Annotated in this window: 25 protein-coding genes and 1 tRNA gene; 16 read left to right on the top strand and 10 right to left on the bottom strand. The window is 30.4% G+C overall.

All coding sequences use genetic code 11. From position 1 onward, the window contains the following. Positions 1–32 precede the first annotated feature (32 nt). The 6 genes from ACP5GV_RS04925 (at position 33) to ACP5GV_RS04900 (ending at position 7,628) form a co-directional block, all read left to right on the top strand. Entirely contained in the window at positions 33–536 is a 504-nt protein-coding gene (locus ACP5GV_RS04925; protein ID WP_292319746.1) for a 4Fe-4S dicluster domain-containing protein, read from the top strand. Further along, positions 537–2,456 carry an aldehyde ferredoxin oxidoreductase family protein gene (locus ACP5GV_RS04920; RefSeq protein WP_292319730.1) on the top strand — a complete coding sequence of 640 codons (1,920 nt, stop codon included), beginning with the start codon at positions 537–539 and terminating at the stop codon, positions 2,454–2,456. 127 nt (positions 2,457–2,583) lie between these two features. Beyond that, positions 2,584–3,699, top strand: a complete 1,116-nt coding sequence (locus ACP5GV_RS04915; RefSeq protein ID WP_428102609.1) for an MFS transporter — start codon at positions 2,584–2,586, stop codon at positions 3,697–3,699. An 81-nt stretch (positions 3,700–3,780) separates the two neighbouring features. Further along, positions 3,781–4,659 (top strand): dimethylarginine dimethylaminohydrolase family protein, encoded by an 879-nt coding sequence (locus ACP5GV_RS04910; protein ID WP_428102631.1) that lies wholly within the window; start codon positions 3,781–3,783, stop codon positions 4,657–4,659. 73 nt (positions 4,660–4,732) lie between these two features. Next, complete coding sequence (locus ACP5GV_RS04905; RefSeq protein WP_428069028.1) at positions 4,733–6,451, top strand: thiamine pyrophosphate-binding protein; 1,719 nt, start codon at positions 4,733–4,735, stop codon at positions 6,449–6,451. A gap of 10 nt (positions 6,452–6,461) precedes the next feature. Then, positions 6,462–7,628, top strand: a complete 1,167-nt coding sequence (locus ACP5GV_RS04900) for an iron-containing alcohol dehydrogenase (protein ID WP_428069030.1) — start codon at positions 6,462–6,464, stop codon at positions 7,626–7,628. Between the two features lies 1 nt (position 7,629). Here ACP5GV_RS04900 and ACP5GV_RS04895 read toward each other — a convergent pair whose 3' ends face one another. After that, positions 7,630–8,052: an SCP2 sterol-binding domain-containing protein gene (locus ACP5GV_RS04895; protein ID WP_428102605.1), complete on the bottom strand. Its 423-nt coding sequence runs from the start codon at positions 8,050–8,052 to the stop codon at positions 7,630–7,632. Positions 8,053–8,168: 116 nt separating this feature from the next. Here ACP5GV_RS04895 and ACP5GV_RS04890 point away from each other — a divergent pair, with 116 nt between their 5' ends. Next, the gene (locus ACP5GV_RS04890) at positions 8,169–8,927 is read left to right on the top strand and encodes a hypothetical protein (protein ID WP_428102603.1); all 759 of its coding nucleotides are present in this window, start codon (positions 8,169–8,171) and stop codon (positions 8,925–8,927) included. Here the strand turns inward: ACP5GV_RS04890 and ACP5GV_RS04885 are convergent. Continuing rightward, positions 8,877–9,509, bottom strand: coding sequence for a helix-turn-helix domain-containing protein (locus ACP5GV_RS04885; RefSeq protein ID WP_292319736.1), 633 nt, complete (start codon positions 9,507–9,509; stop codon positions 8,877–8,879). The genes ACP5GV_RS04890 and ACP5GV_RS04885 overlap by 51 nt on opposite strands. A gap of 113 nt (positions 9,510–9,622) precedes the next feature. Here ACP5GV_RS04885 and ACP5GV_RS04880 point away from each other — a divergent pair, with 113 nt between their 5' ends. The 4 genes from ACP5GV_RS04880 (at position 9,623) to ACP5GV_RS04865 (ending at position 13,737) form a co-directional block, all read left to right on the top strand. Beyond that, entirely contained in the window at positions 9,623–11,806 is a 2,184-nt protein-coding gene (locus tag ACP5GV_RS04880) for a cbb3-type cytochrome c oxidase subunit I (protein ID WP_428069037.1), read from the top strand. Positions 11,807–11,948: 142 nt separating this feature from the next. Next, entirely contained in the window at positions 11,949–12,473 is a 525-nt protein-coding gene (locus ACP5GV_RS04875) for a hypothetical protein (RefSeq protein ID WP_428102600.1), read from the top strand. Positions 12,474–12,660: 187 nt separating this feature from the next. Then, a complete protein-coding gene (locus ACP5GV_RS04870) occupies positions 12,661–13,200 on the top strand; it encodes a DUF998 domain-containing protein (RefSeq protein ID WP_428069040.1) in 540 nt (179 codons plus the stop codon). A gap of 48 nt (positions 13,201–13,248) precedes the next feature. Further along, positions 13,249–13,737: a hypothetical protein gene (locus ACP5GV_RS04865; RefSeq protein ID WP_428102598.1), complete on the top strand. Its 489-nt coding sequence runs from the start codon at positions 13,249–13,251 to the stop codon at positions 13,735–13,737. A 1-nt stretch (position 13,738) separates the two neighbouring features. Here ACP5GV_RS04865 and ACP5GV_RS04860 read toward each other — a convergent pair whose 3' ends face one another. Both ACP5GV_RS04860 and ACP5GV_RS04855 read right to left on the bottom strand, forming a co-directional pair. After that, the gene (locus ACP5GV_RS04860; protein WP_428102629.1) at positions 13,739–13,885 is read right to left on the bottom strand and encodes a vitamin K epoxide reductase family protein; all 147 of its coding nucleotides are present in this window, start codon (positions 13,883–13,885) and stop codon (positions 13,739–13,741) included. Positions 13,886–13,900: 15 nt separating this feature from the next. After that, on the bottom strand, positions 13,901–14,218 hold the full coding sequence (locus ACP5GV_RS04855) for a hypothetical protein (protein ID WP_428102596.1): 318 nt from the start codon (positions 14,216–14,218) through the stop codon (positions 13,901–13,903). A 99-nt stretch (positions 14,219–14,317) separates the two neighbouring features. Here ACP5GV_RS04855 and ACP5GV_RS04850 point away from each other — a divergent pair, with 99 nt between their 5' ends. Further along, the gene (locus ACP5GV_RS04850) at positions 14,318–14,914 is read left to right on the top strand and encodes an isochorismatase family cysteine hydrolase (RefSeq protein WP_428102593.1); all 597 of its coding nucleotides are present in this window, start codon (positions 14,318–14,320) and stop codon (positions 14,912–14,914) included. Here the strand turns inward: ACP5GV_RS04850 and ACP5GV_RS04845 are convergent. The 3 genes from ACP5GV_RS04845 to amrB all read right to left on the bottom strand — a co-directional run bounded on the left by ACP5GV_RS04845 (position 14,904) and on the right by amrB (position 17,362). After that, a complete protein-coding gene (locus ACP5GV_RS04845) occupies positions 14,904–15,638 on the bottom strand; it encodes an isopentenyl phosphate kinase (RefSeq protein ID WP_428102591.1) in 735 nt (244 codons plus the stop codon). The genes ACP5GV_RS04850 and ACP5GV_RS04845 overlap by 11 nt on opposite strands. Positions 15,639–15,682: 44 nt before the next feature. Further along, on the bottom strand, positions 15,683–16,447 hold the full coding sequence (locus ACP5GV_RS04840; protein ID WP_428102589.1) for a hypothetical protein: 765 nt from the start codon (positions 16,445–16,447) through the stop codon (positions 15,683–15,685). A gap of 63 nt (positions 16,448–16,510) precedes the next feature. After that, positions 16,511–17,362 (bottom strand): AmmeMemoRadiSam system protein B, encoded by an 852-nt coding sequence (amrB, locus tag ACP5GV_RS04835; RefSeq protein WP_428069051.1) that lies wholly within the window; start codon positions 17,360–17,362, stop codon positions 16,511–16,513. A 213-nt stretch (positions 17,363–17,575) separates the two neighbouring features. Here amrB and ACP5GV_RS04830 point away from each other — a divergent pair, with 213 nt between their 5' ends. Then, positions 17,576–18,526 carry an aldo/keto reductase gene (locus ACP5GV_RS04830; protein WP_428102587.1) on the top strand — a complete coding sequence of 317 codons (951 nt, stop codon included), beginning with the start codon at positions 17,576–17,578 and terminating at the stop codon, positions 18,524–18,526. On the opposite strand, the gene ACP5GV_RS04825 is transcribed toward ACP5GV_RS04830, so the two are convergent. Then, positions 18,527–19,696, bottom strand: coding sequence for an MFS transporter (locus tag ACP5GV_RS04825; RefSeq protein ID WP_428102585.1), 1,170 nt, complete (start codon positions 19,694–19,696; stop codon positions 18,527–18,529). It lies immediately after the preceding gene. Between the two features lie 193 nt (positions 19,697–19,889). Between ACP5GV_RS04825 and ACP5GV_RS04820 the strand changes: the two genes are divergently transcribed. After that, positions 19,890–20,159 (top strand): ferredoxin, encoded by a 270-nt coding sequence (locus ACP5GV_RS04820; protein WP_292319161.1) that lies wholly within the window; start codon positions 19,890–19,892, stop codon positions 20,157–20,159. A 9-nt stretch (positions 20,160–20,168) separates the two neighbouring features. On the opposite strand, the gene ACP5GV_RS04815 is transcribed toward ACP5GV_RS04820, so the two are convergent. Both ACP5GV_RS04815 and ACP5GV_RS04810 read right to left on the bottom strand, forming a co-directional pair. Beyond that, entirely contained in the window at positions 20,169–21,635 is a 1,467-nt protein-coding gene (locus ACP5GV_RS04815; RefSeq protein ID WP_428102582.1) for an MFS transporter, read from the bottom strand. Between the two features lie 177 nt (positions 21,636–21,812). Then, positions 21,813–22,328, bottom strand: a complete 516-nt coding sequence (locus tag ACP5GV_RS04810; RefSeq protein WP_428102580.1) for a hemerythrin domain-containing protein — start codon at positions 22,326–22,328, stop codon at positions 21,813–21,815. Between the two features lie 87 nt (positions 22,329–22,415). Here ACP5GV_RS04810 and ACP5GV_RS04805 point away from each other — a divergent pair. After that, a tRNA-Val gene (locus ACP5GV_RS04805) sits at positions 22,416–22,490 on the top strand. 115 nt (positions 22,491–22,605) lie between these two features. Next, the gene (locus ACP5GV_RS04800) at positions 22,606–23,901 is read left to right on the top strand and encodes an MFS transporter (protein ID WP_428102578.1); all 1,296 of its coding nucleotides are present in this window, start codon (positions 22,606–22,608) and stop codon (positions 23,899–23,901) included. Positions 23,902–24,343: the final 442 nt, after the last annotated feature.

The following is a 24,343-nucleotide window of genomic DNA, read 5'->3' as shown; positions in this document are numbered from 1 at the left end:
TCTATATTAATATGGTGGTTTTGTTGGTAAAGATGCTAATGGCTATTCCTGATAGATGTACAGGATGTGGAAGATGCGAAGAAGCATGCTCATTTGAACATTTTAATATAATAGATCCTTCTTTATCAGCAATTCATGTCGTTAGGCTAGAAAATGAACCCTTAGATGCGCCAACATTTTGCATTGAATGCGGTCTTTGCGCTATGCCAGGGGTTTGTCCGGAAAACGCAATATATAGAGATCCTAATACATATGCTGTTATAATAGATAGAAATAAATGCGATGGTTGCACAAACTGCATTGTAGTATGCCCTTATGGGGTCATAACATTAGATCATATTGAAAAGAAAGCGGTTAAATGCGATCTTTGTGGAGGAGACCCACAATGCGTTAAGGCATGTCCTGAAGGAGCTTTGGCTTATCTAGAGGCAAATGATGCGGCATATTATAAAAGATATTTCTTTGCGGAATTACAAAAGAAAGGCATGGTGCCAATAGTCCCATATCCATCCCCAAGAACAAGGGAGGCGATATAGATGGACGAATGGTATGGATATACAGGAAAAATATTGAGGGTTGATTTAAGTAAAAATAAAATAATTATTGATGATTTGAAAAGAGAATGGGCAAAACTATATATTGGTGGTCTCGGATTTGCTGCAAAAATAATGTGGGATGAACAAGTTCCATTAATAGATCCATTATCGCCTGATAATCTATTGATAGCAACCGCAGGACCTATGACAGGAACGCTCGCACCAGGAAGCGGAAATATATTTTGGGCATTTAAATCGCCTCAAACTAACTTTTGGGGTGAAACGAGATCAGGAGGAAAATTTGGTCCTTTTTTAAAATTTAGTGGATTCGATATGATAATAGTTAAGGGAAAATCTGAGAAACCAGTTTACCTTTATTTAGAAGGAGGAAACGCAGAAATTAGAAATGCTACCCATTTATGGGGAATGACTGTACATCAGACCACAGATACATTAAAAAGGGAAGTGGGAGCGAAAGACATTTCTATAGCTACAATAGGCCCTGGTGGGGAAAATCTCGTCAAATATGCATCAATAATGAATGACTATGATAGGGCGGCAGGAAGAAGTGGTGGAGGCACTGTTATGGGATCAAAAAAATTAAAGGCTATTGTTGCAGCGGGTGGATATGGCGTAAGGGTATATGATCCAGAAAAATTTATTTCATTAAGCTATGAAGCAGAAAATGCAATAATAAGCGATCCGGGCAATAGAGCAATGGGAGCTCACGGAACTGTAGGGGGTTTAATGGGCTTAAATGCTATGGGTGGTCTGCCAACACAAAATTTTAGGACCGGTTATTTTGATAAAGCAAGAAAAATATCAGCAGATTATTTAGAAAACAATTATATGATAAAAAGGAGAGCTTGTTACAGCTGTACAATTGGATGTAGCAGATATTCGTACGTTGCAGCTGGTCCATTTGCAACACCACCAAACGAAGGTCCAGAATATGAAACTGTTGATATGAGTGGGGCCATGCCAATGATAGATAATATGGAAGCTATAATAAGGTATAATTATATGGCCAATAATTATGGTATTGATACTATTACTCTAGGGCATACGATATCATGGGCAATAGAAGCTTATGAGATGGGAATGATCACGGAAAAGGAAACAGGCGGAATTAAATTAAAATGGGGAGATGCAGAAACTTTCTTAACATTAGTTGACATGATAGCTTATAGAAAGGGTTTTGGCAATTTATTGGCAGAAGGAAGTTATTGGGCTGCAAAGAAAATTGGAAAAGGTTCAGAAGATCTTGTTAACCATGTTAAGGGACTTGAGTTTCCAGCGCACGATCCAAGAGTTGAATCTAAGTTTTTAGCTATACAGTATTCTGTTGGACCAAGAGGAGCTTGCCATGAGCATCCAATATATCCATCTTATGACATGATGGGAGTTGACAGTGGTTTAAGAGATGTAGGACTTCCTTGGCCGTTGCCAGATAGACTAGAAGAGGTAGGAGTTAATAGAGGAAAAGCATATAGGGTTATAGCTTTATATGGCGAAGTTATCAATAGTCTTGGATATTGTAATTTCTATGCAGCTACTAATGAAACAGGTTCTCTTTCACCTAAAAGGTTAGCGGCTCTTTATTCTTCATTAACAGGGTTTAATTTAACACCATTACAAATTTTTGAAGCAGGGGAAAGATCATGGAATTTAAAAAGGGCATTTAATTTGAGAGAAGGTCTTGAAAAGTCACACGATAAGCTACCGAAAAGGATGGAAATTCCGATATTATCTGGACCAGCCAAAGGGCTTAAGGTTGAAAAACCTAATGAATTGTTAGAAGAAGCTTACGAAGGTTTTGGTTGGGACAAAGAGACTGGATATATTAAAGAGGAAACTTTAAAGAAGCTTGGTTTAGATGATGTGGCTGATTATTTGAGAAAAATTAACAAATTAAAATAATTAAACCTTTAAAGTTTTCATTATAGAAATTTATTCTTAAGGAATTAATAAAAAATTTTATACTGGTAATAATATAAACGGATATAATTTTGTTTTATATGTATTAACAATGTGATCAGCAATATTAATGGGACTTCAAGGTTTAAAGAGTTGGATAATAATGAGAAGAGATGAAAAATTACTGATTGCAGCAATGTCAGTTAATGGATTAATTTTTGGTTCTTCTCAGCTTGTAAATCCTTTATATCTTAAAGATCTTGGTTTAAATGCAGCACTTATAGGATTATTGATAGCAGGGCAAATGTTAATTGGATCATTTTTATCAATTATTTTTTCTACTCTGGGAGATGCTTTTGGTAGAAAAAAATTTGCCATAATTAATAGATCTATATCTATAGTAGGTTTTTTGCTCCTTTTTCTTAAATTTCCATATGGTTTATTAATAGTTAGCTTGATGAGTGGAGGCGGACTAACTGGGGCTTTATTAGCAGAAAAATCTCTAAATTTAGATAAAAATATGAGTTTATCTTATTCTATTAGCACTTTTCTTTCAGTAATTGGTTCATTATTGCCTATGTTTATAAAATTAAGATATATAATACTTTTGAACTTATTTATTGTATTAATATCGTTGTCATTAATTTCTTTAATAAAAGAAGATTACAAAGGAGGTAAATTAGATTTTAGATTGAAATCATTTAAAAATGTAATGAAATTGTCCTTTGAATCCTTAGTTGGATTAGGGGCAGGTTTAATATTGCCGATAATATCTTTATGGTTTTATTTAAAATTTGCTAAAACAGCAGCAGAAATAAGTCCAATATTTGCAATATCTAATGGAATATTAGCTGTATCAACTTTATTTTCCCCAAAACTTTCAAGGCATTTAGGAAGAGTTAAAACAATCGTTTATACCCATATAATAGGTATAATTTTGTTAATATTACTTCCATTAGCTAATTCATTCTATCTTGCTTCATTAATATTCATATTAAGAAACACATTTATGAACATGACAGGGCCTATATTTAGCTCTTTTGTTTTAAATTTAATACCTTATGATGAAAGGGCAAGAGGCCAGAGTCTAATAAACCTTATAGATTCTATACCTAGATCTTTTGGACCATTTATTGGGGGATATTTATTTTACTTAGGTAATTTAAATCTTCCGTTCTTTATTACAGCTGTTTTATATACAATATCCACAATAGGTTTTTATTTATTCTTTAAAGATGTTAAATGAGTTAATAAACCCAATTTTTATAATTAGGCTGTTTTATATATTTCTTTTTACATTTTATAATTGGAGGGAGGATTGAGGTGCATGATTTATTTAGATTCAGAGGTGGGGAAATTAAGAGAAGTAATGATGCATGTCCCTGGGAAAGAGCTGGAAATCGTAAATGAAGAGAATTACCGTAAATATTTATTTAATTCTACTGTTAATATTGAGGAATTTAAAAAAGAAATAATAGATTTAATTGAAATATATAAAAACGAAGGTGTTAAGGTAAATATAGTTCAAGGTTTAGAAGATAAACCAAATGCTGTTTATGCTAGGGATCCATTTTTAATGATACCTTCAGGTGCAATAATTTCTAACTTTAAATACGATGTTAGAAGAGGAGAAGAAAGCGTATATGAGGAATCATTAAAGAAGTTAAATATTCCTATAGTGAAAAAAATGCAAAACAATGAAATCTTTGAAGGAGGAAATGCACTAATTATTAGAAATGATGTAGCATTGGTTGGAATTGGTGAAAGAAATAATAAAAGCGGTGTAGAAGCATTTATTTCATTATTACAAAAAAATGGTTTTAAAAACATATTTGTTATACAAACCCCTATCAGTAGAATTCACATAGATGAATATGTGTCCCAAATTAATGAAGACACTCTTATTACTATTAAACAAATGTTCCCTTGGGAAGTTGCTGACGAATTGAAAAATCTTGGTTTTAATATAGTAACAGTAGAATATTCTGATGTTTCTAAAGATTTCAAAACAAAGTTATGTTTAAACACCGTTGCGTTAGAGCCCAATAAAATACTTTTAGCAGAAGGGTGCGATGCTGTGAGAAAAATCCTAGAAGAAAATGCAATTGATGTAATAGAAGTTAAAATGGATGAAGTTGTTAAAGGGGGAGGAAGTATTCATTGTGTAACAGGTCAAATATCTAGAGACTTAGTTTATAATAAATGAATCTATTATTATTTCTTTGTATTCGATAAAGTATTTTATTTTTCTTTGTATACAATAAGATTGGTGAACTTTTGTGGGAAAAATTACAGGTGGAGAATTAATTAAAAGGATTTTGGTTAATGAAGGGGTAAAATATGTATTTGGTGTACCTGGAGATCAATTATATCCTTTATTAGATTCATTTTATAACGATAACAAGATTAAATTTGTAACATTTCATCATGAAGGTGCTGCAGCACATGCAGCTGATGGATATGCTAGAGTTACAAACAAACCTGGAGTTGTAATAGCAACTGTTGGCCCTGGAGCAGCTAATTTAATAGGTGGTGTTTATCCTGCATTCGCTGAAGGTATACCAATAATAATTATAACAGCTCAAAATCAATCATGGAAATCTTATCCAGATCATGGATCGATGCAAGCATTGGATCAAATTAATTTATTAAAGCCTGTAACAAAATGGAATGCTTATATAAGTCAGTGGAATAGAATACCGGAATTGGTTCAATGGGCTTTTAGAAAAGCTCTAACTGGCAGACCAGGACCAGTTCATTTAGATGTAGCTGTGGATGTGCTATATCAAACAGGTGATGAAAGCAGTGTATCTTTGCTAAAACCAGATAATTATAGACCAATAGTACCTCCTGCAGGTAATCCTTTTTTAATAGATGAAGCAGCAAAATTATTAGCTAAGGCCAAAATGCCTTTGATTCACCTAGGAGGAGGTATTTTAAGAGCTAACGCAGTTGAAGAAGCTAAAGCATTGGCTGATTATCTAAAAGCTATAGTAACTACATCAATTGGTGGAAGAGGTAGTATTTCTGAGGATTATCCTTCGTTACTATTACCTTCATTACCAGGAGCATTAGAAGCTCAAACAGAGGCTGATGTTGTATTAATAGCAGGATCAAGGCTTGGAGATCTAGATTATTGGGGAAAGCCTCCTGCATGGGGTGATTTCAGTAATCAAAAAACAATTCACATAGATATCACAGGTGACGATATAGGATTAAATAGACCTGTTGATATAGGTATTATCGGTGATGTAAAAGTAGTTTTAAGCCAATTATTGGAAGCAATTAAAAAAATTATGCCACCAAAGAAAGATTACCCAGAAAAGCTTGAAAAATATAAAGAATCCGAAAGAGAATATTTAAAAAATATGGAAGATCTTTCTTATTCTGATTCTATACCAATACATCCTTTAAGGGTTGTAAGAGAAGTAAGGGAGTTTTTCCCTAAAGATTCTATAGCAGTAATCGATGGCGGTAACACTACCGTATGGGCGTCATATCTGAATAAGGTTTATTTACCTTATACTTATTTCAGCACTGCTAGTGGAGATTCAGGCCATCTTGGTTCTGGAATACCCTTCTCAATAGCTGCTAAGCTTGCAAATCCAGATAAACAAGTTTATGTAATATCAGGAGATGGAGCTTTTGGATTTCATATAGCTGATCTTGAAACTGCATGCAGAGAAAACTTACAAATCACTTTTATTGTATTAAATGATAGCGCATGGGGAATGATTAAAGCTGGTCAAACATTATATTATAGCAACAGACATGTAGGCGTTGATTTTTCTGAGATAAGATATGATTTAATAGCTGAAGCTGTTGGATGCCATGGAGAATATATTACAAAACCAGATGAAATAAAACCCGCATTGGAAAGATCTATAGAATCGAAGAAATCATCTGTAATAAATGTGGCCGTAGATAAAAATGTAATACCACCACACTTTGAAATATTAGCTGGAATTTGGCTAGAAGGGGTCGAAATTCCTTCATAAGGTGTTTAAAATGGTGTCTCTTGTTTTACCAAGAAAGATTATTTATAATGCAGATTCTTTAGAAGAGCTTTTAAATTTATCTAGAGGCTATGGTTTAAAGAATATTCTAATAATAACTGATAAGGTAATAAGAAGTACAGATTACTTTAAAAAGATTGAAGAAGGATTAGCTAAAAATGGTATAAATGTAAGACTATATTATGATATAAGTCCGGAGCCTAATATAGAAACAGTTAACAATATTTATGAGTTTGTCAAAGGAGAAAATATAGATCTTATTGTTGCTATTGGTGGAGGAAGCGTCATTGATGTATCTAAAGTTTTAAGGGTTAAATTACTGAGACCTGATTTAAAAAGCGAAGATATTTCTCCATTTGTTTCGTTAAACTTAGAAAATAAATTCCCATTACTAGTTACAATACCAACTACAGCCGGAACTGGAAGTGATGCTAGCTTTGCTTTTGTTTTGAAAATAAAAGAAAATAATTACGAAATTAAATACGCATCAGGTAATTATGATTTAGTTCCTTACGAGAGCATTCTAGACATAAATTTTTTAAAAACTTTACCGAAAAAGCAGCTAATTATAACCGCTATTGATGGATTGGCAAACGATATCGAAGGTATAGTATCAATAAATTCTAATCCATTATCAGAGGGAATAGCTATTCAATCAGCTAGAATGTTCTTCAAATACTTACCAAAAGTTGTAGAAAATAAGGATGATGAGGAATCGCTTAACTATCTTCATCTTGCTGCCACGCTATCTGGTATAGCATTTTCTAATTCAGGTGTAGGCTTAGTTCACGCTATAGCGCATCCTTTGGGCTCATTATTTAATATTCCTCATGGTATGGCTGTAGCAATAGTAATGCCTTATGTAATAAATTTTAATTATAAAGATAAAAATGCAGGGAAAATGTATGATGAAATAAAAATTGCATTAGAACAGTTAGATGGATTTGAAATAAAAAAGAACTTGACAGAGCATTTATTAGACTTATATAATAAAATTGGACAACCTAAGAAATTAAGCGAAATAGCAATAGATGAAAAGACATATAAGAGTAGTATAGATAAGATTGCTGATTTAGCTTTAAGGGATCCTGATCTTGCTTTTAATCCAATTTCTCCTACAATAGATGAAATAAAAGATATATTAAATAAAATATATTAATTTATTTAGAAGCCTCTTGAGCTGATTTTACCAATTCAACTGCTGCTGAAGGAAATCTCATCACTGTTGCCATGGATCCTTTCTCTAATTTAAGTTTTCCTTGTAAAATTGCGGTAACAGGATTAAGTTCTCCTGTAAGTATTTTCATCCAGCTATCGAACGATGCTGTTAATATGAAATCAGCGTTCCCTTTTGTAGAATCTTCATAAAATTCGGCGCCTTTACATTGTCCTTCAAATAAATCTAACTTAATACCTATATTCCCACTGGGAAACTTTTTCAATAATTCATCAGATAAGCCTATCACCTTAAACATCAGAGGCCACTTCCAGCCTTTAGCAACGTTTTTATAGTTATTGTTTTCATTAATTTTTTTACAAAAAATTTCTGCCCATTCTTTGCTAGGAAATTCTACGTTTCCCACTTTTATCACCTATTTTATTATTACTTTCTCAAAAATAAAAACCTATCCTATTTTGCCTTAAAGATTAGGCTAAGGTAAATTTAGGTTTATTATTTTTTTAATAATCGTGATATTCAATGCAGAAAACACCAATGGCGCATGGATTAATGTCTTCGTTAATATTATCGTTAGTATTATCTCTTGGGCTATCATCGAAAATTTCTATAATATCATTAATGGTTATAATTAATGCAATTATTGATATTTACTGTTTTAATTATTTAAGGTTAAGAATAAATAAAATTAAAGTAAAGGATATTGCTTTGGTTACATTATTGTTAATACCATATATTATTTTAGTTAAATTAACATTATATTTGATTCTACCTGTATCTTTATTGATTATTTATTTAGCGTCTTCGTTAAGGAAAAAATACGTCTTAACTAACATTTCAGGTAGCAGTTTCTTGTCATCTATGTCATTAGTTTGGTTATCAATGATATCTTATGTGAAAACCTATCAATTTCTTATAATATTATCGTGGATTATGTTTACCTTAACTTTAGCTTCTATAGTTGAATATAAGCTACCTTTTAGGAAGATTGATAAAATTAAAACTGTTGGTTATACATTATCTCTAGTTGTAATAGCTATTGCATTGACTTATTTAATTTCTGGAAATTATTACTTGGTTACGCTGTATTTATTTCCTCTGATTGCTTTATCTCTTTCTGGTAATAAAATTATTAATATTAAAGAAATAAAGAAAATTGGAAGAATAGGTATGTATTCATCTATATTGTTCGTTTTAATTAGTATATTTATATATCATTTATTGATTTTATCAACACCTATTGCTCTCAATATCATCTTCATCCATAAGGCCTTGTTCTAAAAAGTAATTACTTAAGATTTTTTCTAATCCTCTTCTTAAAACATCCTCAAGCGATGATGGTTTTACATTAAGCTTTTGGGCAACCTGAGTTAGCGTTGCTTTTCTATCCTTACAAAAATATCCCATTTTATATGCTGTTATAATTGCTTTGATTTGCTTTTCGCTTAAATCAATGTTTTCGTATCTCTCCTTACTTAATATCTCAACTTTTAGTCCATTATCTTTGATCTCTTTTATGGCATCGTTTAGTTGATCATTCTTTGCTAATACCGTATAAACTATACTGTTATTGTTACCAGGTTCTGCTGACAATATCAATAGATTTACTAGAGACATAACTTTACAAGCACTGCAACTTTTTGTAATAGCTAATATGGTATTGCTATCGATTTGTGAAATGTTTCTGAGTCCCCTAATAGAATTTCTATCTATCGGGTTTTCAAATTTTATTATATGAATGCTCTCCTCATATCCGGGTCTAACTTTTAAATGTTTAAATTTAATTCCTCTTTCATAAATCTCATTAGTTACTTCGCAATCATCTCTGTAAATCTTTATTTGAGCCTTTACAAGCTTAACCAATTTAACCCCTACTAAAATTTTAATTGCTAAAATTTATTTTTTTATTTAGATTTCCTAAAAGGTTAGGATCTTACCTAAATATATTTAACCTTAATTATTAATTGGTGAACATAATGGAAAATGGAAGTACTAAAATTGTTTTAGTAGCAGTTATATTTGTGTTTATATTTGCTTTTGCCTTATATGCGTATACGTTTAGAAATTTCCCTCCAGTTCCGAATGAGGTAATATCACAAAACGGTACTGTCCTTTTTACTAAACAACAAATAATTATGGGAAAATACTACTTCCAAAAGTATGGACTTATGGATTACGGTAGCATTGAAGGTATGGGATCATATTTTGGTATAGATTTTACTGGTTATACCTTAAGGTTATTTCAAGATTATACGGCAAAGCAGCTATATTTAGATCCAATATCACAAGGCGATATGCCTTCAAATTATAACTCAACCGAACTTAATGAGATTAAAAATTATTTAGATCCAATATATTATAAAAATAATAATACAATAGTTGTTAGCAATGATTTTGCTAACGCTTATAATTATGCAATTGATTATTATTCTATATATTTAGGATCAAACTCATCTCAATATAGATTAAAACCCAATTTGATAACAAATAAGACTATAATAAAGGATTTGACCGCATACTTTACATGGTCTGCAATAATTTCAATTATGGGTTATACGAATGGTTTTCCTTATACTATAGGATTAACTACGCCTAGCAATAACGCTTATTTTTCTACATTTGCAATGATAGGTGCTATCTTTGCTGTTGGAATACCTCTTATAATCTATATAATTAAGGAATTAATTTCGCATTGGAATGATCCTATTGTAAAAATTGATTTACCTAAACCCAATAAAACCCAAAAATTAGCATTATGGGTCATGCTTATAGCTGCCTTGGGCTCTGGAGTACAAGGCCTATTAGGAGCATATGTTATGCATCTTTATTCTACGGGTGTATTATATGGTTTAAATCTTCTATCTATTTTACCGTTTAATGTTGCAAGGGGCTTACATATATGGTTGGCCATATATTGGATTTCATTAACATGGGTAATTTTTTCGCTATTCGTTTTGCCATACTTTGGATTAAATATATCTAGGAAAACAATGATTACCGTTATAATTTTGGGTGTAGTAACTGCATTAGGTTCTTTGTTCGGATTATGGGCAAGCTATCTGCAGCTAATACCATCTCCATGGTGGTTTATATTTGGAGCACAAGGTAGGGATGTAATAGAAGTCGGTTCTTTCTGGTTATTGTTAATAACCGCTCTTTTAGGCTACGTCTCGTATTTATTTTATAAAGCGTCTAAATTGACAGTTGACCTTCTTAAGCCCTTTGCCAAAGTACTATCATACTTACTTGCGGGTGATGCAATAGGTATTTTTGTTGGAGCATTACCAATTGTAAAACCTTTTCCCTATTTTACAGAAGATGAGTTCTTCAGATGGATATTTGTGCATGCAAATGTAGAAGGTTTCTGGCCAGGTATTGTAATAGCTGTACTTGCATTACTATTAGTTTTACAAGGTCTAATTCCAGCGGGTCTAGCAAAAACTGTTGTAACTATAGATGCAGTAACAGAAGTACTTACTGGCATGATCGGTACAGCTCATCATTATTATTGGACTGGATTTCCTGTTATATGGATGTACATAGGTGCTATATTAAGTGTTTTAGAGGCCATACCATTAGGAATGGCCATGGGTTACGTAATTTTAGCAGCTAAAAGAAACAAGGGCAACAATCTAAATCAGTTCCAAAAAACCTTGATAACGTTTGTTTTAGCTGCAGGAATAGGTGGAAGTGCTGGGGTAATAGTTTTTGGAGCAGGTTTGATTAATGCTCCTATAATTAATTATTTTACCCATGACCTACAATTTACAATGGCTCATGCTCACTTGGCATTTCCATTAGCCTATGGACTACCAACTATATTAATGTGGGTAGTCGCTTATACATTATCTGGAGGATTTACAGAAAGAGATCTAAAGTACTTAGGTATAGCATCAATAATTTATACTGTTGGATTTTACCTCCAGGCTTTAATCTCTTTGTTACCATTGGGAATTTTGCAGTGGATTTACGAGCTAAAGTATGGTTTTTGGTATATAAAAACAATTACAACACCAAATGGTAATATTGGGTTCTGGAATCTCCAGGTAGTTCAGAATTTAATTTGGTTGAGAATGATTGGCGATTTAGTTGCTGCATCTGCAATAGCTGTAATAATATCATTGATGTTGATCAGATTTCCTAAATCTCTTAAAAGTTAATTGGAGAATAAACAGATTTCTTTTTTAACAATTAGTTTTTTTACAACTAGTTAGATGTTTGTGGGAAACTTGTATATAATATTTTTGATATAGTTAAATTTATATATTACATTAATATTTTAATATTAGAGGTGAAACAAAAATGGGTGCATTAGCTAACACAGCTATGAATACTCTTTTTTGGGAAGCAGGAGTTATGACTTTAATAATAGGTTTTGTTAATATGGGTGTTGGTGGGACTAAAAATAATCCTAAGGATTTTGGTATAGTTATATTGAGTGGCGCAATAATGGAGACACTTGCATTGGCTTTTGTTATTCAAGATGCAGCTGTTTTTGATGCAACTGTTGCTGCTGCATTTGTTTTGTTGCTATGGATGATATCAATAGCGTTAATATTAGGCGGAACTAATATGTATATAATTCAACATGCTTTATGGTATACAGGCATAATTTTTGCTATGTTTGCAACATATACAGCTATACATGGTTTAATATTCATATCAATAATACTATATTTCTTAGTTCCAGTTACTGTGTTTCTATCAATTCATGGATATACTGGTAAGGCAACTTATGCAAAAATAGCAGGAATATTCTCGGCTATAGATGGTTTCTTGTTTTTAATATTAGCTTTCGCTGGATCGATAGGTTACGTTCTACCATAATCTTTTTTTCTTATTTGTTTTTATTTTTCAACTAAATATAAATTATTGACAAATATTAATAAATTAATAAGAAATACCAAGTAAAAACTTTTTATAGATTGTTAGCAGCTTTTAATAAAAATTTATTATATAAAATTATAGAAAAATTTAAATTTCTAAAAATATTTTTATTCAATGGTGTAAAACAATGAACAAAGAAAAAATATCTGGATATCTCATATTTATTGGTGTTGCTCAGTTTTTCATATTTATGATGATTGCGGAATCATTATATCCAGGATATAGTATTTCAAAAAATTACATAAGTGATTTAGGTGTTGGCAGTACTGCCTATATATTCAATACATCAATAATTGTAATGGGTTTTTTGTTGATAATATCTGGATTCTTATTAGAAGGAAAAATCTTAAAGATATTTTTATTATTATCAGGAATAGGTGCTGCTGGAGTTGGTTTTTTCCCTGAAAATTCTCCTTATCATTTACATACTATAATGTCATTAATAGTTTTTCTTTTTGCTTCCTTATCATCTTATGCTGCTTTCAAATATAAATCAAACAAAAATTTAACATGGCCTATAATGGGAAGCATAGGATTGGTATCTCTAATATTATATATATTTAATATTTATGGTCCTTTTAATTATGGTGGCATGGAAAGATTAATAGTTTATCCAAATTTAATTTGGGCGATAGGATTTTCTGGCTTTTTGATAAGGACTAAATAAACTATATTTATAATCTTTTTTCTCTATAGATAATCTGAGGTAATTTAAATGCCAAGTGCTAGGAGATTATTTACAATAGGGATAGTTATTTTAGCGGTTGCAGTAGTTTTATTGTTTATTGTTTCTCCATATGCTCTGGAATCTACTTTTTCCAATTCCCTTAAACAAGCTCAAAAACAAATCAATTTATCAACATATTTGCTGGCTCCTAATCAAAACATATCTATATCCATAAGTCAAGGTAAATTACTTATTTACAATTCTTCAAACCCATTAAAAGTCCTAATAAATGGACAAAGTGTATCACAGGCAGGAAGTAACAATATTTGGGTTGCAGCTTCGACAACTAATGGAACAATTACAATAGCTAACAATTATACGGTTCCTATAAGAATTGGATATGCAATCGTGGGAATTGTTTTATGGCCTTCGTATCTATCAATATTTTTAAGCATTATATTAGGTATAGTGGGGGTTGTAATAATAGCCTATGGTACTATAATTTCTATCAGAAACAAAAGTAAATTAATGAAATAACCTAAATTAATTTTTTTGATTTAATGTAATATAAAGATAATAAGACCTGCGAAATTATCAGTATGTGCATTGTTGTGCAATAAATACATATGGATCTTATAACGTATATTTCTAAGTAAACTAAATATGGTATGAAGCTTGCTCCTATTATAGACCAAATATATTATGCTATTACTGAATAATAAGTAAAAAGCATCATAAGTGAAAGTATAAGACTAACACTGAAATAAATTATTGCTAAAACATCAAAGTTTGCATTAACTTTTACTCCAAAATTTAAACTAATAGAAGAATATGAACTTTTAAGTACGTTTAAACAGTTTAATTCAATACCACTACTTGTTATGTTTTCACTAAAATGACAAGCAGGTGGTGAAGTGTTAGCCATATAAACGTAATAATAAGATGTTAGTGCAGCACCAATTCCTGCTATTGAGATTGTAATGAAAATAATTGTAGGTATTAACTTCAACTTGATCACTACATTCATTAAATAGAGAAAGGTTTAAAAAGTTTCATATAGAAAAACTATATGATACATATTTATATATCTAAGCTACATATATATTTTGGTGGTAGTATGAGTGAATATAATTCTTATGAAGAACTGTTTAAGCCAAATAATTCTGCTTTGATTGTATGGGACGTCCAAAACATGTTAGTTCAAGGAATTTTTAATAAAGAGCAGTTCATGAATTCTTTAAACAATTTAATAAATTCTGCCAGGTCTCTAAACATTCCTATATTTTATACTAAAATAACGCCCTTACCAGAAAGGTTTGAATCGCCTGTAAGAAAATTTCTGTTATCAAGATGGGGAAGAAAAGCTTCATGGGGTAATGATCCTAACTTGTACGAATTGGCAATTAAACCAGAGAAAAATGAAATTGTAATAAATAAAAACACAGCAAGCATATTTGTTGGGACTAATTTTGAGCTTATGATTAGAAATGCAGGAATTACAACTTTAGTTTTTACTGGTATTGCAACTGAAATTGGAGTCGAATCTAGTGCAAGACATGCATTTAACCTAGGTTTTTTACCTGTGATTGCTGAAGATGCTGTTTCATCCTCTGATAAAGAATCGCACGAAAGGTCTTTAGCTAATATGAAGAAAATGCTTATAGTTATGAAGTCTGGTGAAATAATAAACTATTGGGAAAAAACTAAAGGCTAATGATTTTTGTTCCAACATCTTCTCCATTTAAAGCGTTATAGATTTCTTTTCCCGATACTATTCTTATGTTATTAGACTTTGAATTAAAAGCCTTATTTATTTTATTTATAATACCACCGGTGACATCAAAAACATTCCTATTTATAATATTTATATTTTGATCTCTCCTTAATTCTCTTATTAGGTTGCCTTTTTCATCTAAGATTCCTTCCACATCTGTCGCAAAAATCAAACAATCAGAATTTATAATATTTGAAATTTGTACAGATAAATCATCTCCACTAATAATTTTCCCTTCTCCATCAAAAACTGCATCACCATAAGTAATTGGTATTAACCCGTTGTTTAAATCATTTATTATTGGATAATAATTACAATCTTTTACATTGCTTTTACATATAGTATGTGCTGGATGTAGAGAGGCAGGAATTCCAGAGTTTATTGAAGATTTTAGTACTGCTAAAGCTAATGTTAACATAGATTCCTGAATTAAAGATGTTGAAAAAGAATCAATTACATTTCTTGTTTTCCTTATTTTATCAACTTCATAATGACCAAAACTCCCTCCTCCATGTACAAGAACTATTTTCGCATTACTTTCTTTATAATATTTATATATTTGTAAAATAGAATCATTTAATGAATCCCAATTTATAGTTCTTGGAGACGATTTGTCTGTAATTAGACTTCCTCCAAGTTTTATTACAGCAGATTTGCACTTCAATTTTAATCCCTAATAAAATTCTAAATTAATTAAATATAAATGTTTTAGATGCATATCTTTTCAGCAGTATTAGGTAAACCAGGAACATAAAAACAATTTTCATTGCTGTCTAATCCCCACATTATTTTTGATATTGCATCAGTTATTGGCCTAAATATATTAAAAACTTCTCTAAAGTTGTTTGATTCTCTAAGCCTAATAGATGCTTCTAATACTGAAATTCCCATGAGATGAGTTAATGATCCATAAACATCGTTTCCCAATAAATCCCTCGTTAATTTTTGATTCAATGTAATCATGCTTCTAAACTCTATTGGGAATATAATTTTCATTAATGATGAGTTCTCTTCATCGTTCCTATATACTACTGATTTTCCTGTTAAAGATGAAAATCTCAACGAATCTAGAACTGAACTCCATGAAGGATCTTTAACATTATCAGTTATCCTAGTAAGCTCTATTATTTCATCCTCTTCTAAAATTTCATTATTATATTTTCCTAAAGAATACAAGAGCAAAGAGGTTGTGACTGCATACAATCCAGAATATGTAAAGCCTTTGAGATTTTCTTCCAAATTAACCTTTGCACATAAATTTTCGTTTAATCCTTCATTTAATTTTTTCCAATAATTTAATATATACTCTTTTACTTCGTTAGGAAAATTATCAAATAATACAATTGGTTTGTTGCATTTTTCTATATTTATATTAAATACTAGTTCTTTTGTAGGAACAGCAATAAAAGGGTTAGATGTATCTGGTATTGGAAAACCCAAAATAACTGCCGATGAGTAAGATTTGAGCTTCATTGCATATCATCTTCGTATAAAATATAATCTGATTTAAATTTAAATTTTCATCTGAAGATATTTTTATGAATTTATAACTTTTGCTGCTGCATATCCAACGACCCAATCCTTCTCTCCAGTAATGTCACCAGAGGTTGCGTGTTTTAATATTTGAACCTTAGAGTTCATCTTTTTTCCTAAATACAGTAATGCTCCAACGGGCCCGGGACCACACATAGTTATGTTGTTTTCATCTAATACTTTAAATAATCCATTTGTATCTAATTCCTCAATCTTCTTTAATGCCATCTCATCCTTTTTATAAGTAACATCATAAGGTTCGTAGTGGTTCATATCACTACTAGCTATATAGATTAAATCTACCCCATTTTCTGTTATTATTTTGTACAAAGCATTAGCTAGGTCTAAAGAAACTTCTTCATTTTGTAGCTTAATTACAACTGGAACTATTTTTACATTTTCAAATAGTTGCTGTAAGAAAGGTATCTGGACTTCTACAGAGTGCTCATATAGGTGAGCTTCCTCATCAAAAGAAAAATATTTTGAATAAGAAACTATAAGCTTTGAGATTTCACTATCTATTTCAACATCACCCAGAGGAGTTTCCCAAAGTCCTTCTTTCCATATAGATGCGTTTTCTCCAAGACCTGTATGGTTAGGTCCTGCTATCACAAATACTTTTGGTTTTCCTTCAGCTGCTATATTAAAATAGCTGTGAGCTGCAATTGGTCCGCTGTATATGTAGCCTGCGTGAGGAACCATGTAACCAATACTTTGTCTTTTTCTTTCTCCTACCTTTGGCAAATTCCCTGGACCAAGTTTATGTAAATAGCTATTTTCTATTGATTTAATAAGCTCATCTTTATTTAATGGATAAAACGATCCTGCATGTGAAGCTTGTCTTTTTAATGCCAATTAATATCACCAATTAATAAATACTAACAAGCTTTTATTTCCTTTTCTGAGAAACGTTTTATCTGTTGAATAAAGTATTAAATTCACTAGGCCTTGTTTACTTTTCAATACATCTTGTATAATTTTATAGTTCAAAGTTGCTGATTTGGCTTTACATTAAAATCTATATCGCATTTTAAATTTTTTAGTTTTAGACAAAAAATTGTGGAACCTATGATATATAGAAAGCTAAAAAATGTTAATAAAGAAGTATCAGAAATAGGAATAGGATTATGGTCTTTAGTTTCTAATGAATGGGGTATTGTAAGCAATTCAGAGAAAATATTAAAGTATGCCTATGAAAAAGGAATAAATTTCTTCGATACTGCTGATATCTATGGAAAGGGAAAAGGAGAGGAATTGTTAAGTATATTTAAAACTAATAGGGACGATATAGTTATTTTAACTAAGGTAGGGTATGATTTATTAACAAATAAGAGAAGATTTGATTTGGATTATCTGAATAAAGCAATCAATGATTCGTTAAATAGACTGAAAACAAGCTATATAGATATACTAATGCTTCACAATCCAACTATAAATGTGGTAACTAATGAAAAAATATTCGAATTTCTAAAGGATCTTAAGAAAGAAGGCAAAATATTGAGTTATGGAATCTCATTAGGTCCAACATTAGGTTGGAAAGAAGAGGGTTTAAAAGCTATAGAAATTGGTTATGAAAGCCTAGAACATATATATAACATAATAGAAAGATATCCAGGTGAAGACTTTTTAAAATATGAAAACATTGATCATTTTATTAGAGTACCTCACGCAAGCGACGTACTAAATGAAATGAAATGGCCAATAAACTATGATAGTAAATTACATAGAAAATTTAAAGATATAAATTGGATTAAAAAAGGATTACAGGGGGCAGAAATATTAAAAGAAAAATTAAAAAATTATATGCTATATGAATTAGCATTAATCTTTATATTATCAAACAGAAACGTTTCATCTGTTTTACCAAATATAACATCTATAACAGAAATAGATAAATACATTAAAATTAATGGATTAGAATTAAAAACAGATGAAAAAATAATTGTAGAAGAAATATACAACAATTACTTTAAGGATTTAAACCAAGAAAGCATCGAAGAGACACAAAAATATAAATAATTATTTTGTTCTATTACGATAAAAATAGAAAATAGAAAAGTCATAGAAAATTTTAATGAAACCTCCTGCAAAGAATGGTAAAATCAATAAACCATTTTCTAAAGCTACACCATCTAAAGGAGATCCAAACAAAGAAGAAATGCTTCTAAAAGTATTTGATATAGAATTAAATGAGACTCTATATTCTCTCTTAAATATTTCAACGATAAAAGCTTGTCTCGTCGGCACATCCATTTGAGACATACTTTGTCTTAGCAATAAAAACATAGCACTTATCCAAAATGATGAAAAAATAGGTATCATTATTAAAAATACATTAGATATAAGATGGGTAATAACCATCGTTCTAAGATTTCCCAACCTTTCCGCTATCAAAGGTGCTAACAATAAAGAAATAGCAGTAATTATATTCACTGCCGTAAAAAGAGGACCCAAAACTTTTAATGATATTCCATATCTTAAGTTGAACCAGTAAGCTACTATTGATTGTACTATGAATCCACCTCCTAGGGCATCAGTAGAAAATAATGCTGTAATTAAATAAAGATCTCTTTTAGCTTTTTTATCAAAATCTTTTAATGAAAGTCTTGTGCTTTCATCTTCTTTGTAATTAAACTTAACATAATTTATAAAAATTATTAAACCTCCTATTCCATACAATAAATAAAATATTTTGAAGGAGAATATATCGTAATTAAAATAAGCCGGTATTGATGATGTTAAGGCTCCTAATGAGGAAAAAGTATAGCCTAAGAAATTATAAATACCATATGCTCTTTTTACAAAGTTTTTATCTACTAAATCAGGCAAAATACCTGCTTCAATTGACTGGAATGGACCAGTCTCATTTCCGGTTGTACTTATATTCCCTATAAACAGTGATAAAAAAATTAAGAATATTGAAGAAGATATAAATAGAATAAATCCTGATATAGAAAAAAGCAAACTAACTATAAGCAAATATGTTTTGATATTTATTTTGCTCCTAAACCATGTCAAAATTAAATTTTGAACCACATTACCTAACACAATAACAAATATGGAAATTCCTATTAAGAATGGTGAAAATCCTAAATATTTTAGATAAAATGGTGTTAAAATTGATACGATTCCTGACAAAAATACTCTTATTGATTTGCTCATTAAAATTCTTGCAAACCCTATATTCATAGCGACACCAGTAAAAATATTTCTTTCAAAAATAAATATCTTATCATTTAAATTATTTAATTAAGAATTTAATAATATGAATTATTAATATGTATAGTTTATAATTATATAGATAGATAAAATCATATAAGTTAAGTATTAGTATTTACTAAAACTTAAAACTTATAAAAATAATATAAAATTGGTGAGAAAAATGACAATAAAGGTTTGGATCGAACCAAGAGAGAATTGCATAGCAGATATGGTATGCGTTAGCTTGTGTCCAGACGTATTTCAGATGAATGAAATTGATGGCAAGGCAGAAATAGTTAATAAATGGAGAGCAGATGCAGATAAAAAAGAACAAGGATCAAGAAGTGAAGGTACAGTAGGTGATGAGTTACAAGATTGTGTAGATGCTGCTTCACAAAGTTGTCCCACACAAATAATACATTATAGTAAGGATGGGCAACAAATACATTAAAGAATAAATTCATTGTATAGGTATACTTTGTTGAGTTTTTATTTTTTCTTCAATTATATTTTGTGTTTTACTAGGCCTCATTAAGGACAATATTATTGATATAACAAGTAAACCAAAAGAAATATGATAAGCATATGATTGAGCTGCTAAATAACTGCTAGCTGTATTAATATCAAGCTTAGTGCTTAGCGTGCCTACAAATAGCTGATAAACTATAGCAGGTGGTAGCTTGCTTGCTACAGCAGTTAATGCTACAGCGAAACTCAATATCATGCCTGTATTTCTAAAAGTTGATAATATTCCAGACGCTGCACCATATTTACCTTTGGGAGCACCGGACATCACAGCACTTGTGTTAGAAGGCCAAAATAAACCTCCTCCAACTCCAAAAATGCCTTCAGTAAACGCAACATACCATAAGGATGTTGACGAATTCATAAAACTAAGCATTAATATAGCTGCTGCTTGGAATGCTAAACCTAAAGTGCTTATAATTCTTGCACCATATTTATCGGTTAACCTACCTCCTATTGGGCCTACTATGGCATTAACAAATGCCATAGGTATTATTAGATACGAAGCTGTTAGAACGCTTAACCCAAATATACCTTCCAAATAAAATAATAATAGAAAATTGACAGCAAACATAGCTAAACTCTGAATTGTAGCTGTAAAAGTAGAAGCGCTAAACATTTTATTACCAAAAAATAATTTCAAATCTATTATCGGGTCGATTGCATATTTTGTTTCCCATATGATAAAGAATATAAAAGGAAACGGTGATAGTATAAATGATGCAATTGTGGAAAAGTCGTGCCAGCCATATAATAGGCCATTCGTTACCCCTAATTGTATTAATAATATTCCTAAAGTAAATGCTATAGCAGCTGCTATATCAAACGATTCCTTTGTATTATATGCCTTAGTTTCTTTTAATGTCCTCCAAGCCCATATAGTTCCGAAAATGCCTATCGGTATGTTTATTAAAAATATCCATCTCCAACTAGTATATGTTATTATAAAACCTCCTAATACTATACCTAAAATGTTTCCGGTTGCCCAAACTATAGAATTTATGCCAAAAGCTTTGCCTCTTTCATTTTGTGGAAAAGCTGTTGATATTATAGCTAAAGAGTTAGCTATCATCATAGCTGATCCTATTCCTTCTATGGCCCTATAAATAACTAATTGAATACCGTTTAATGATAAAGCCGCTAACAAGGAACCTATAGTAAAGACTATAAATCCGAGATTGTAAATTTTCTTTCTTCCATACATATCTCCCATTCTTCCAAGACTTAATACTAAACTGGTGCTTGCTAGCAAATAAGCTATAACTACCCAAACTATTGTGACATAATTTGCATGAAGATCTTGAGTTATAGGAACTAGAGCTAATAATACAACCGTGCTATCTATAGCTGACATCAGTGATCCAACGCTTGTGACAGATAATGCTCTCCATTTATATTCCATTATCTCTCCTCGGTATATTTAACTTAAATAGACTATATATATTTTTTCTATATATGAAATCACTACTTTAACCTTTATGCGAGTAATCTATTAATAAAGATCTTTATAAAAAAATTAAATGTTATAAATTGCAACTGATTTAATATTTTGATTTTATTATTTAATAATAAATTACACTCATTGCAACTGATTTAATATTTTTTGGTATTTATCCTTATTACAAAATTCGGGGTTTTCTTTTTCAAATTCATTAATTTCATTTAGAATTTTTTCTTTTTCTTTTTCATCAATAGAAATTTCTGCATATGCGAATACAACAGTATTTTCTTCCTGGATATGAGAATCTAAAATTGTGATTAGGTCTAAAAGTTTTTGATCTATTGTTTTTAATGCGACCATATTTAAACTACTTTCTAATTGATTTTCAAGATTTTCAATGATCTTATGTTGGTTCATCATTTCGTTTGCCAAAGATGCTTCTTCTCCACCCTTATTTATTAAATATGGAAAAATGAATTTTTCTTCTTTTTTATGATGGCATTTTAAAACATAATTGCTTAAAATAAAAAGAATTTTACTAATTTTTTGCAAATTTTTCTTGTCATTTAAATTGTTTTTATAATTTTTTAAATAGTTGTTCAGATCTGAAATGAAAACATGTTCATCTTGTAATTCTAGGGTTAATGCTATCATTTTCAACCCTATTTTATTTAAAATCAAAAAATTTTATATCTTTATGAAAGAAATGATTTTAAAGGGTAACAATAAATATAGATTTGAGGGCCCGTAGTCTAGTTTGGTTAGGACGCCGCCCTGACGCGGCGGAGGTCGCCGGTTCGACTCCGGCCGGGCCCATATGACATGTTATTTTAATCTTTCTTTGTATTTGAAAATTAGCAATACTTATTTATAATAAGTCCTATGAAAAAATTTAAATATTTAGAGAACAACTGTTCTCTAAGGTGAAATTATGTCTGAAAATCTAATCAGAAAAATTGATTTGGCAAAATGGGGTAAAATGCATTGGTATATTTTCTTTTCAACATCTATAGGTTTCTTTTTATGGGGGATAATTAATACTTTGGGATACGCATTTTTTCCAACATATCAAAACATATATTATTTAATTGTTATAGCAGCTATTCCATTGTTAGGAGATTTAATATTATCGAGAATATCCGATAGAATTATGGGTAGAAAAAAGACTTATATAATAACTATGGGTCTTTATGGCCTTGGTAGCTTAATAATTGTTTTAGATTTATTATTTATAAAAGGATTACTACAAATGGTGCTATTTCTATTAGGTTATGGGATATCTATGTTTGGAGTTGAAGGAGAGAATCCTATAGGGCTATCATTGCTTGCAGAACTTACTCCTGTTAAATATAGGGAAAAAATATTAGTTCTATCTCCAAATTTCGAAAATATTGGCGCGGCAATTGCCGCAGCTATAGCTTTGTCTGTTTATTTCATGAAAAACTCATTTATAATAATGGGTATATCAATAGCTATAATGGCTATAATAGGATTGATAATTGCTATAATGTTGAGGCTTTTAATGCCAGAATCTATTAGATGGCTAACAGCAAAAGGAAAAATTAAAGATGCAGAAAAAGAAATAAGCAAAATAACTACTAGCCAGGAATTAAACGTTAAAGAAAACTTTTTATCATCTAATATAGGACTAAAAAAGAGGTTTTTGATTTTAACAATTTGGGCTTTGGCAAACTACTTAACTTGGTCCTTAATGGCTTTTGTTTTAGCGGATTTTTACTTTAAAGGATCTTCTCTCATAGAAGTTATTTTATGGGCTAACCTTGGGGCTAGCTTTGCAGGATTATTAATTGGTCCAATAATAGATAAAATTGATATGAGAAAATATACTTTTATTTCATTTTTAACTGCTACAATTAGTTTTTTACCTATATTAGCATATACAATTTTTAACTTTAAGTCATTGTATCTATTTTATTCTTTGACATTTATTAATCTATTTTTCATAACTATGACATGGTTTGTTAGAACAATTTATGAACCAACTTTATTCCCAACAACAAATAGGGCATTTTATATAGGTATAGTTAGAGGAATAGCTATGACAACATACACTATATCAACTTATTTAACTTCATCACTTCCATTATGGGGATTTGCTATATATGGTATGGGGTTTCAAGGACTTGGTTTAATAGCTTCGGTATATTGGATTAAAAGAGGTGAGGATGTCAGATATAAAAGTCTCGATGTTTTGTCTAAGATCTAATAATATATTAAAAATATAGAAAATACTTTACAAAATATTGTAAAACTAGACATCCTTTGCATAAAACATTTTAAATTATAAAATTTTAAGATATTGTATAGCTAATTCTAAACATTAAATGGCGCTCTAGTGATAATGTATTAATAAACGTATCTCAATGTCCCTATTAGCAACTTAAAAAGAAAACTAAAAATGTAGGACATTGATAATTTGATTAAGATCATGAAAGTTGTTAGCTGTACGAAACAAAATTTACCTCATAATCATTATTTATTATGGAGACGAAGATGCTAATTACTACTTAGAATCAATTGAAATGAATCCATATTTTTAGTAAGATAATAAGATCAAAAATGAGCAAAATCCATTTTAATCCTTCCTAGATTCTTAATAAATGGGCCGTGGTAGCTCAGCCTGGTGGAGCGCTGCCCTGGTAAGGCAG

It is taken from the genome of Caldisphaera sp., from assembly GCF_049974385.1.
Classification (GTDB): domain Archaea; phylum Thermoproteota; class Thermoprotei_A; order Sulfolobales; family Acidilobaceae; genus Caldisphaera.
This window is presented reverse-complemented; position numbering and strand designations above follow the sequence as displayed.

Excerpts from the sequence above, each read along its gene's own strand:
- ACP5GV_RS04925 (WP_292319746.1), top strand. The coding sequence starts at position 33 with ATGCTAATGGCTATTCCTGATAGATGTACAGGATGTGGAAGATGCGAA.
- ACP5GV_RS04920 (WP_292319730.1), top strand. The coding sequence starts at position 537 with ATGGACGAATGGTATGGATATACAGGAAAAATATTGAGGGTTGATTTA.
- ACP5GV_RS04915 (WP_428102609.1), top strand. The coding sequence starts at position 2,584 with ATGGGACTTCAAGGTTTAAAGAGTTGGATAATAATGAGAAGAGATGAA.
- ACP5GV_RS04910 (WP_428102631.1), top strand. The coding sequence starts at position 3,781 with ATGATTTATTTAGATTCAGAGGTGGGGAAATTAAGAGAAGTAATGATG.
- ACP5GV_RS04900 (WP_428069030.1), top strand. The coding sequence starts at position 6,462 with ATGGTGTCTCTTGTTTTACCAAGAAAGATTATTTATAATGCAGATTCT.
- ACP5GV_RS04890 (WP_428102603.1), top strand. The coding sequence starts at position 8,169 with ATGCAGAAAACACCAATGGCGCATGGATTAATGTCTTCGTTAATATTA.
- ACP5GV_RS04880 (WP_428069037.1), top strand. The coding sequence starts at position 9,623 with ATGGAAAATGGAAGTACTAAAATTGTTTTAGTAGCAGTTATATTTGTG.
- ACP5GV_RS04875 (WP_428102600.1), top strand. The coding sequence starts at position 11,949 with ATGGGTGCATTAGCTAACACAGCTATGAATACTCTTTTTTGGGAAGCA.
- ACP5GV_RS04870 (WP_428069040.1), top strand. The coding sequence starts at position 12,661 with ATGAACAAAGAAAAAATATCTGGATATCTCATATTTATTGGTGTTGCT.
- ACP5GV_RS04865 (WP_428102598.1), top strand. The coding sequence starts at position 13,249 with ATGCCAAGTGCTAGGAGATTATTTACAATAGGGATAGTTATTTTAGCG.
- ACP5GV_RS04850 (WP_428102593.1), top strand. The coding sequence starts at position 14,318 with ATGAGTGAATATAATTCTTATGAAGAACTGTTTAAGCCAAATAATTCT.
- ACP5GV_RS04840 (WP_428102589.1), bottom strand. The coding sequence starts at position 16,447 with ATGAAGCTCAAATCTTACTCATCGGCAGTTATTTTGGGTTTTCCAATA.
- ACP5GV_RS04830 (WP_428102587.1), top strand. The coding sequence starts at position 17,576 with ATGATATATAGAAAGCTAAAAAATGTTAATAAAGAAGTATCAGAAATA.
- ACP5GV_RS04825 (WP_428102585.1), bottom strand. The coding sequence starts at position 19,696 with ATGAATATAGGGTTTGCAAGAATTTTAATGAGCAAATCAATAAGAGTA.
- ACP5GV_RS04820 (WP_292319161.1), top strand. The coding sequence starts at position 19,890 with ATGACAATAAAGGTTTGGATCGAACCAAGAGAGAATTGCATAGCAGAT.
- ACP5GV_RS04815 (WP_428102582.1), bottom strand. The coding sequence starts at position 21,635 with ATGGAATATAAATGGAGAGCATTATCTGTCACAAGCGTTGGATCACTG.
- ACP5GV_RS04810 (WP_428102580.1), bottom strand. The coding sequence starts at position 22,328 with ATGATAGCATTAACCCTAGAATTACAAGATGAACATGTTTTCATTTCA.
- ACP5GV_RS04800 (WP_428102578.1), top strand. The coding sequence starts at position 22,606 with ATGTCTGAAAATCTAATCAGAAAAATTGATTTGGCAAAATGGGGTAAA.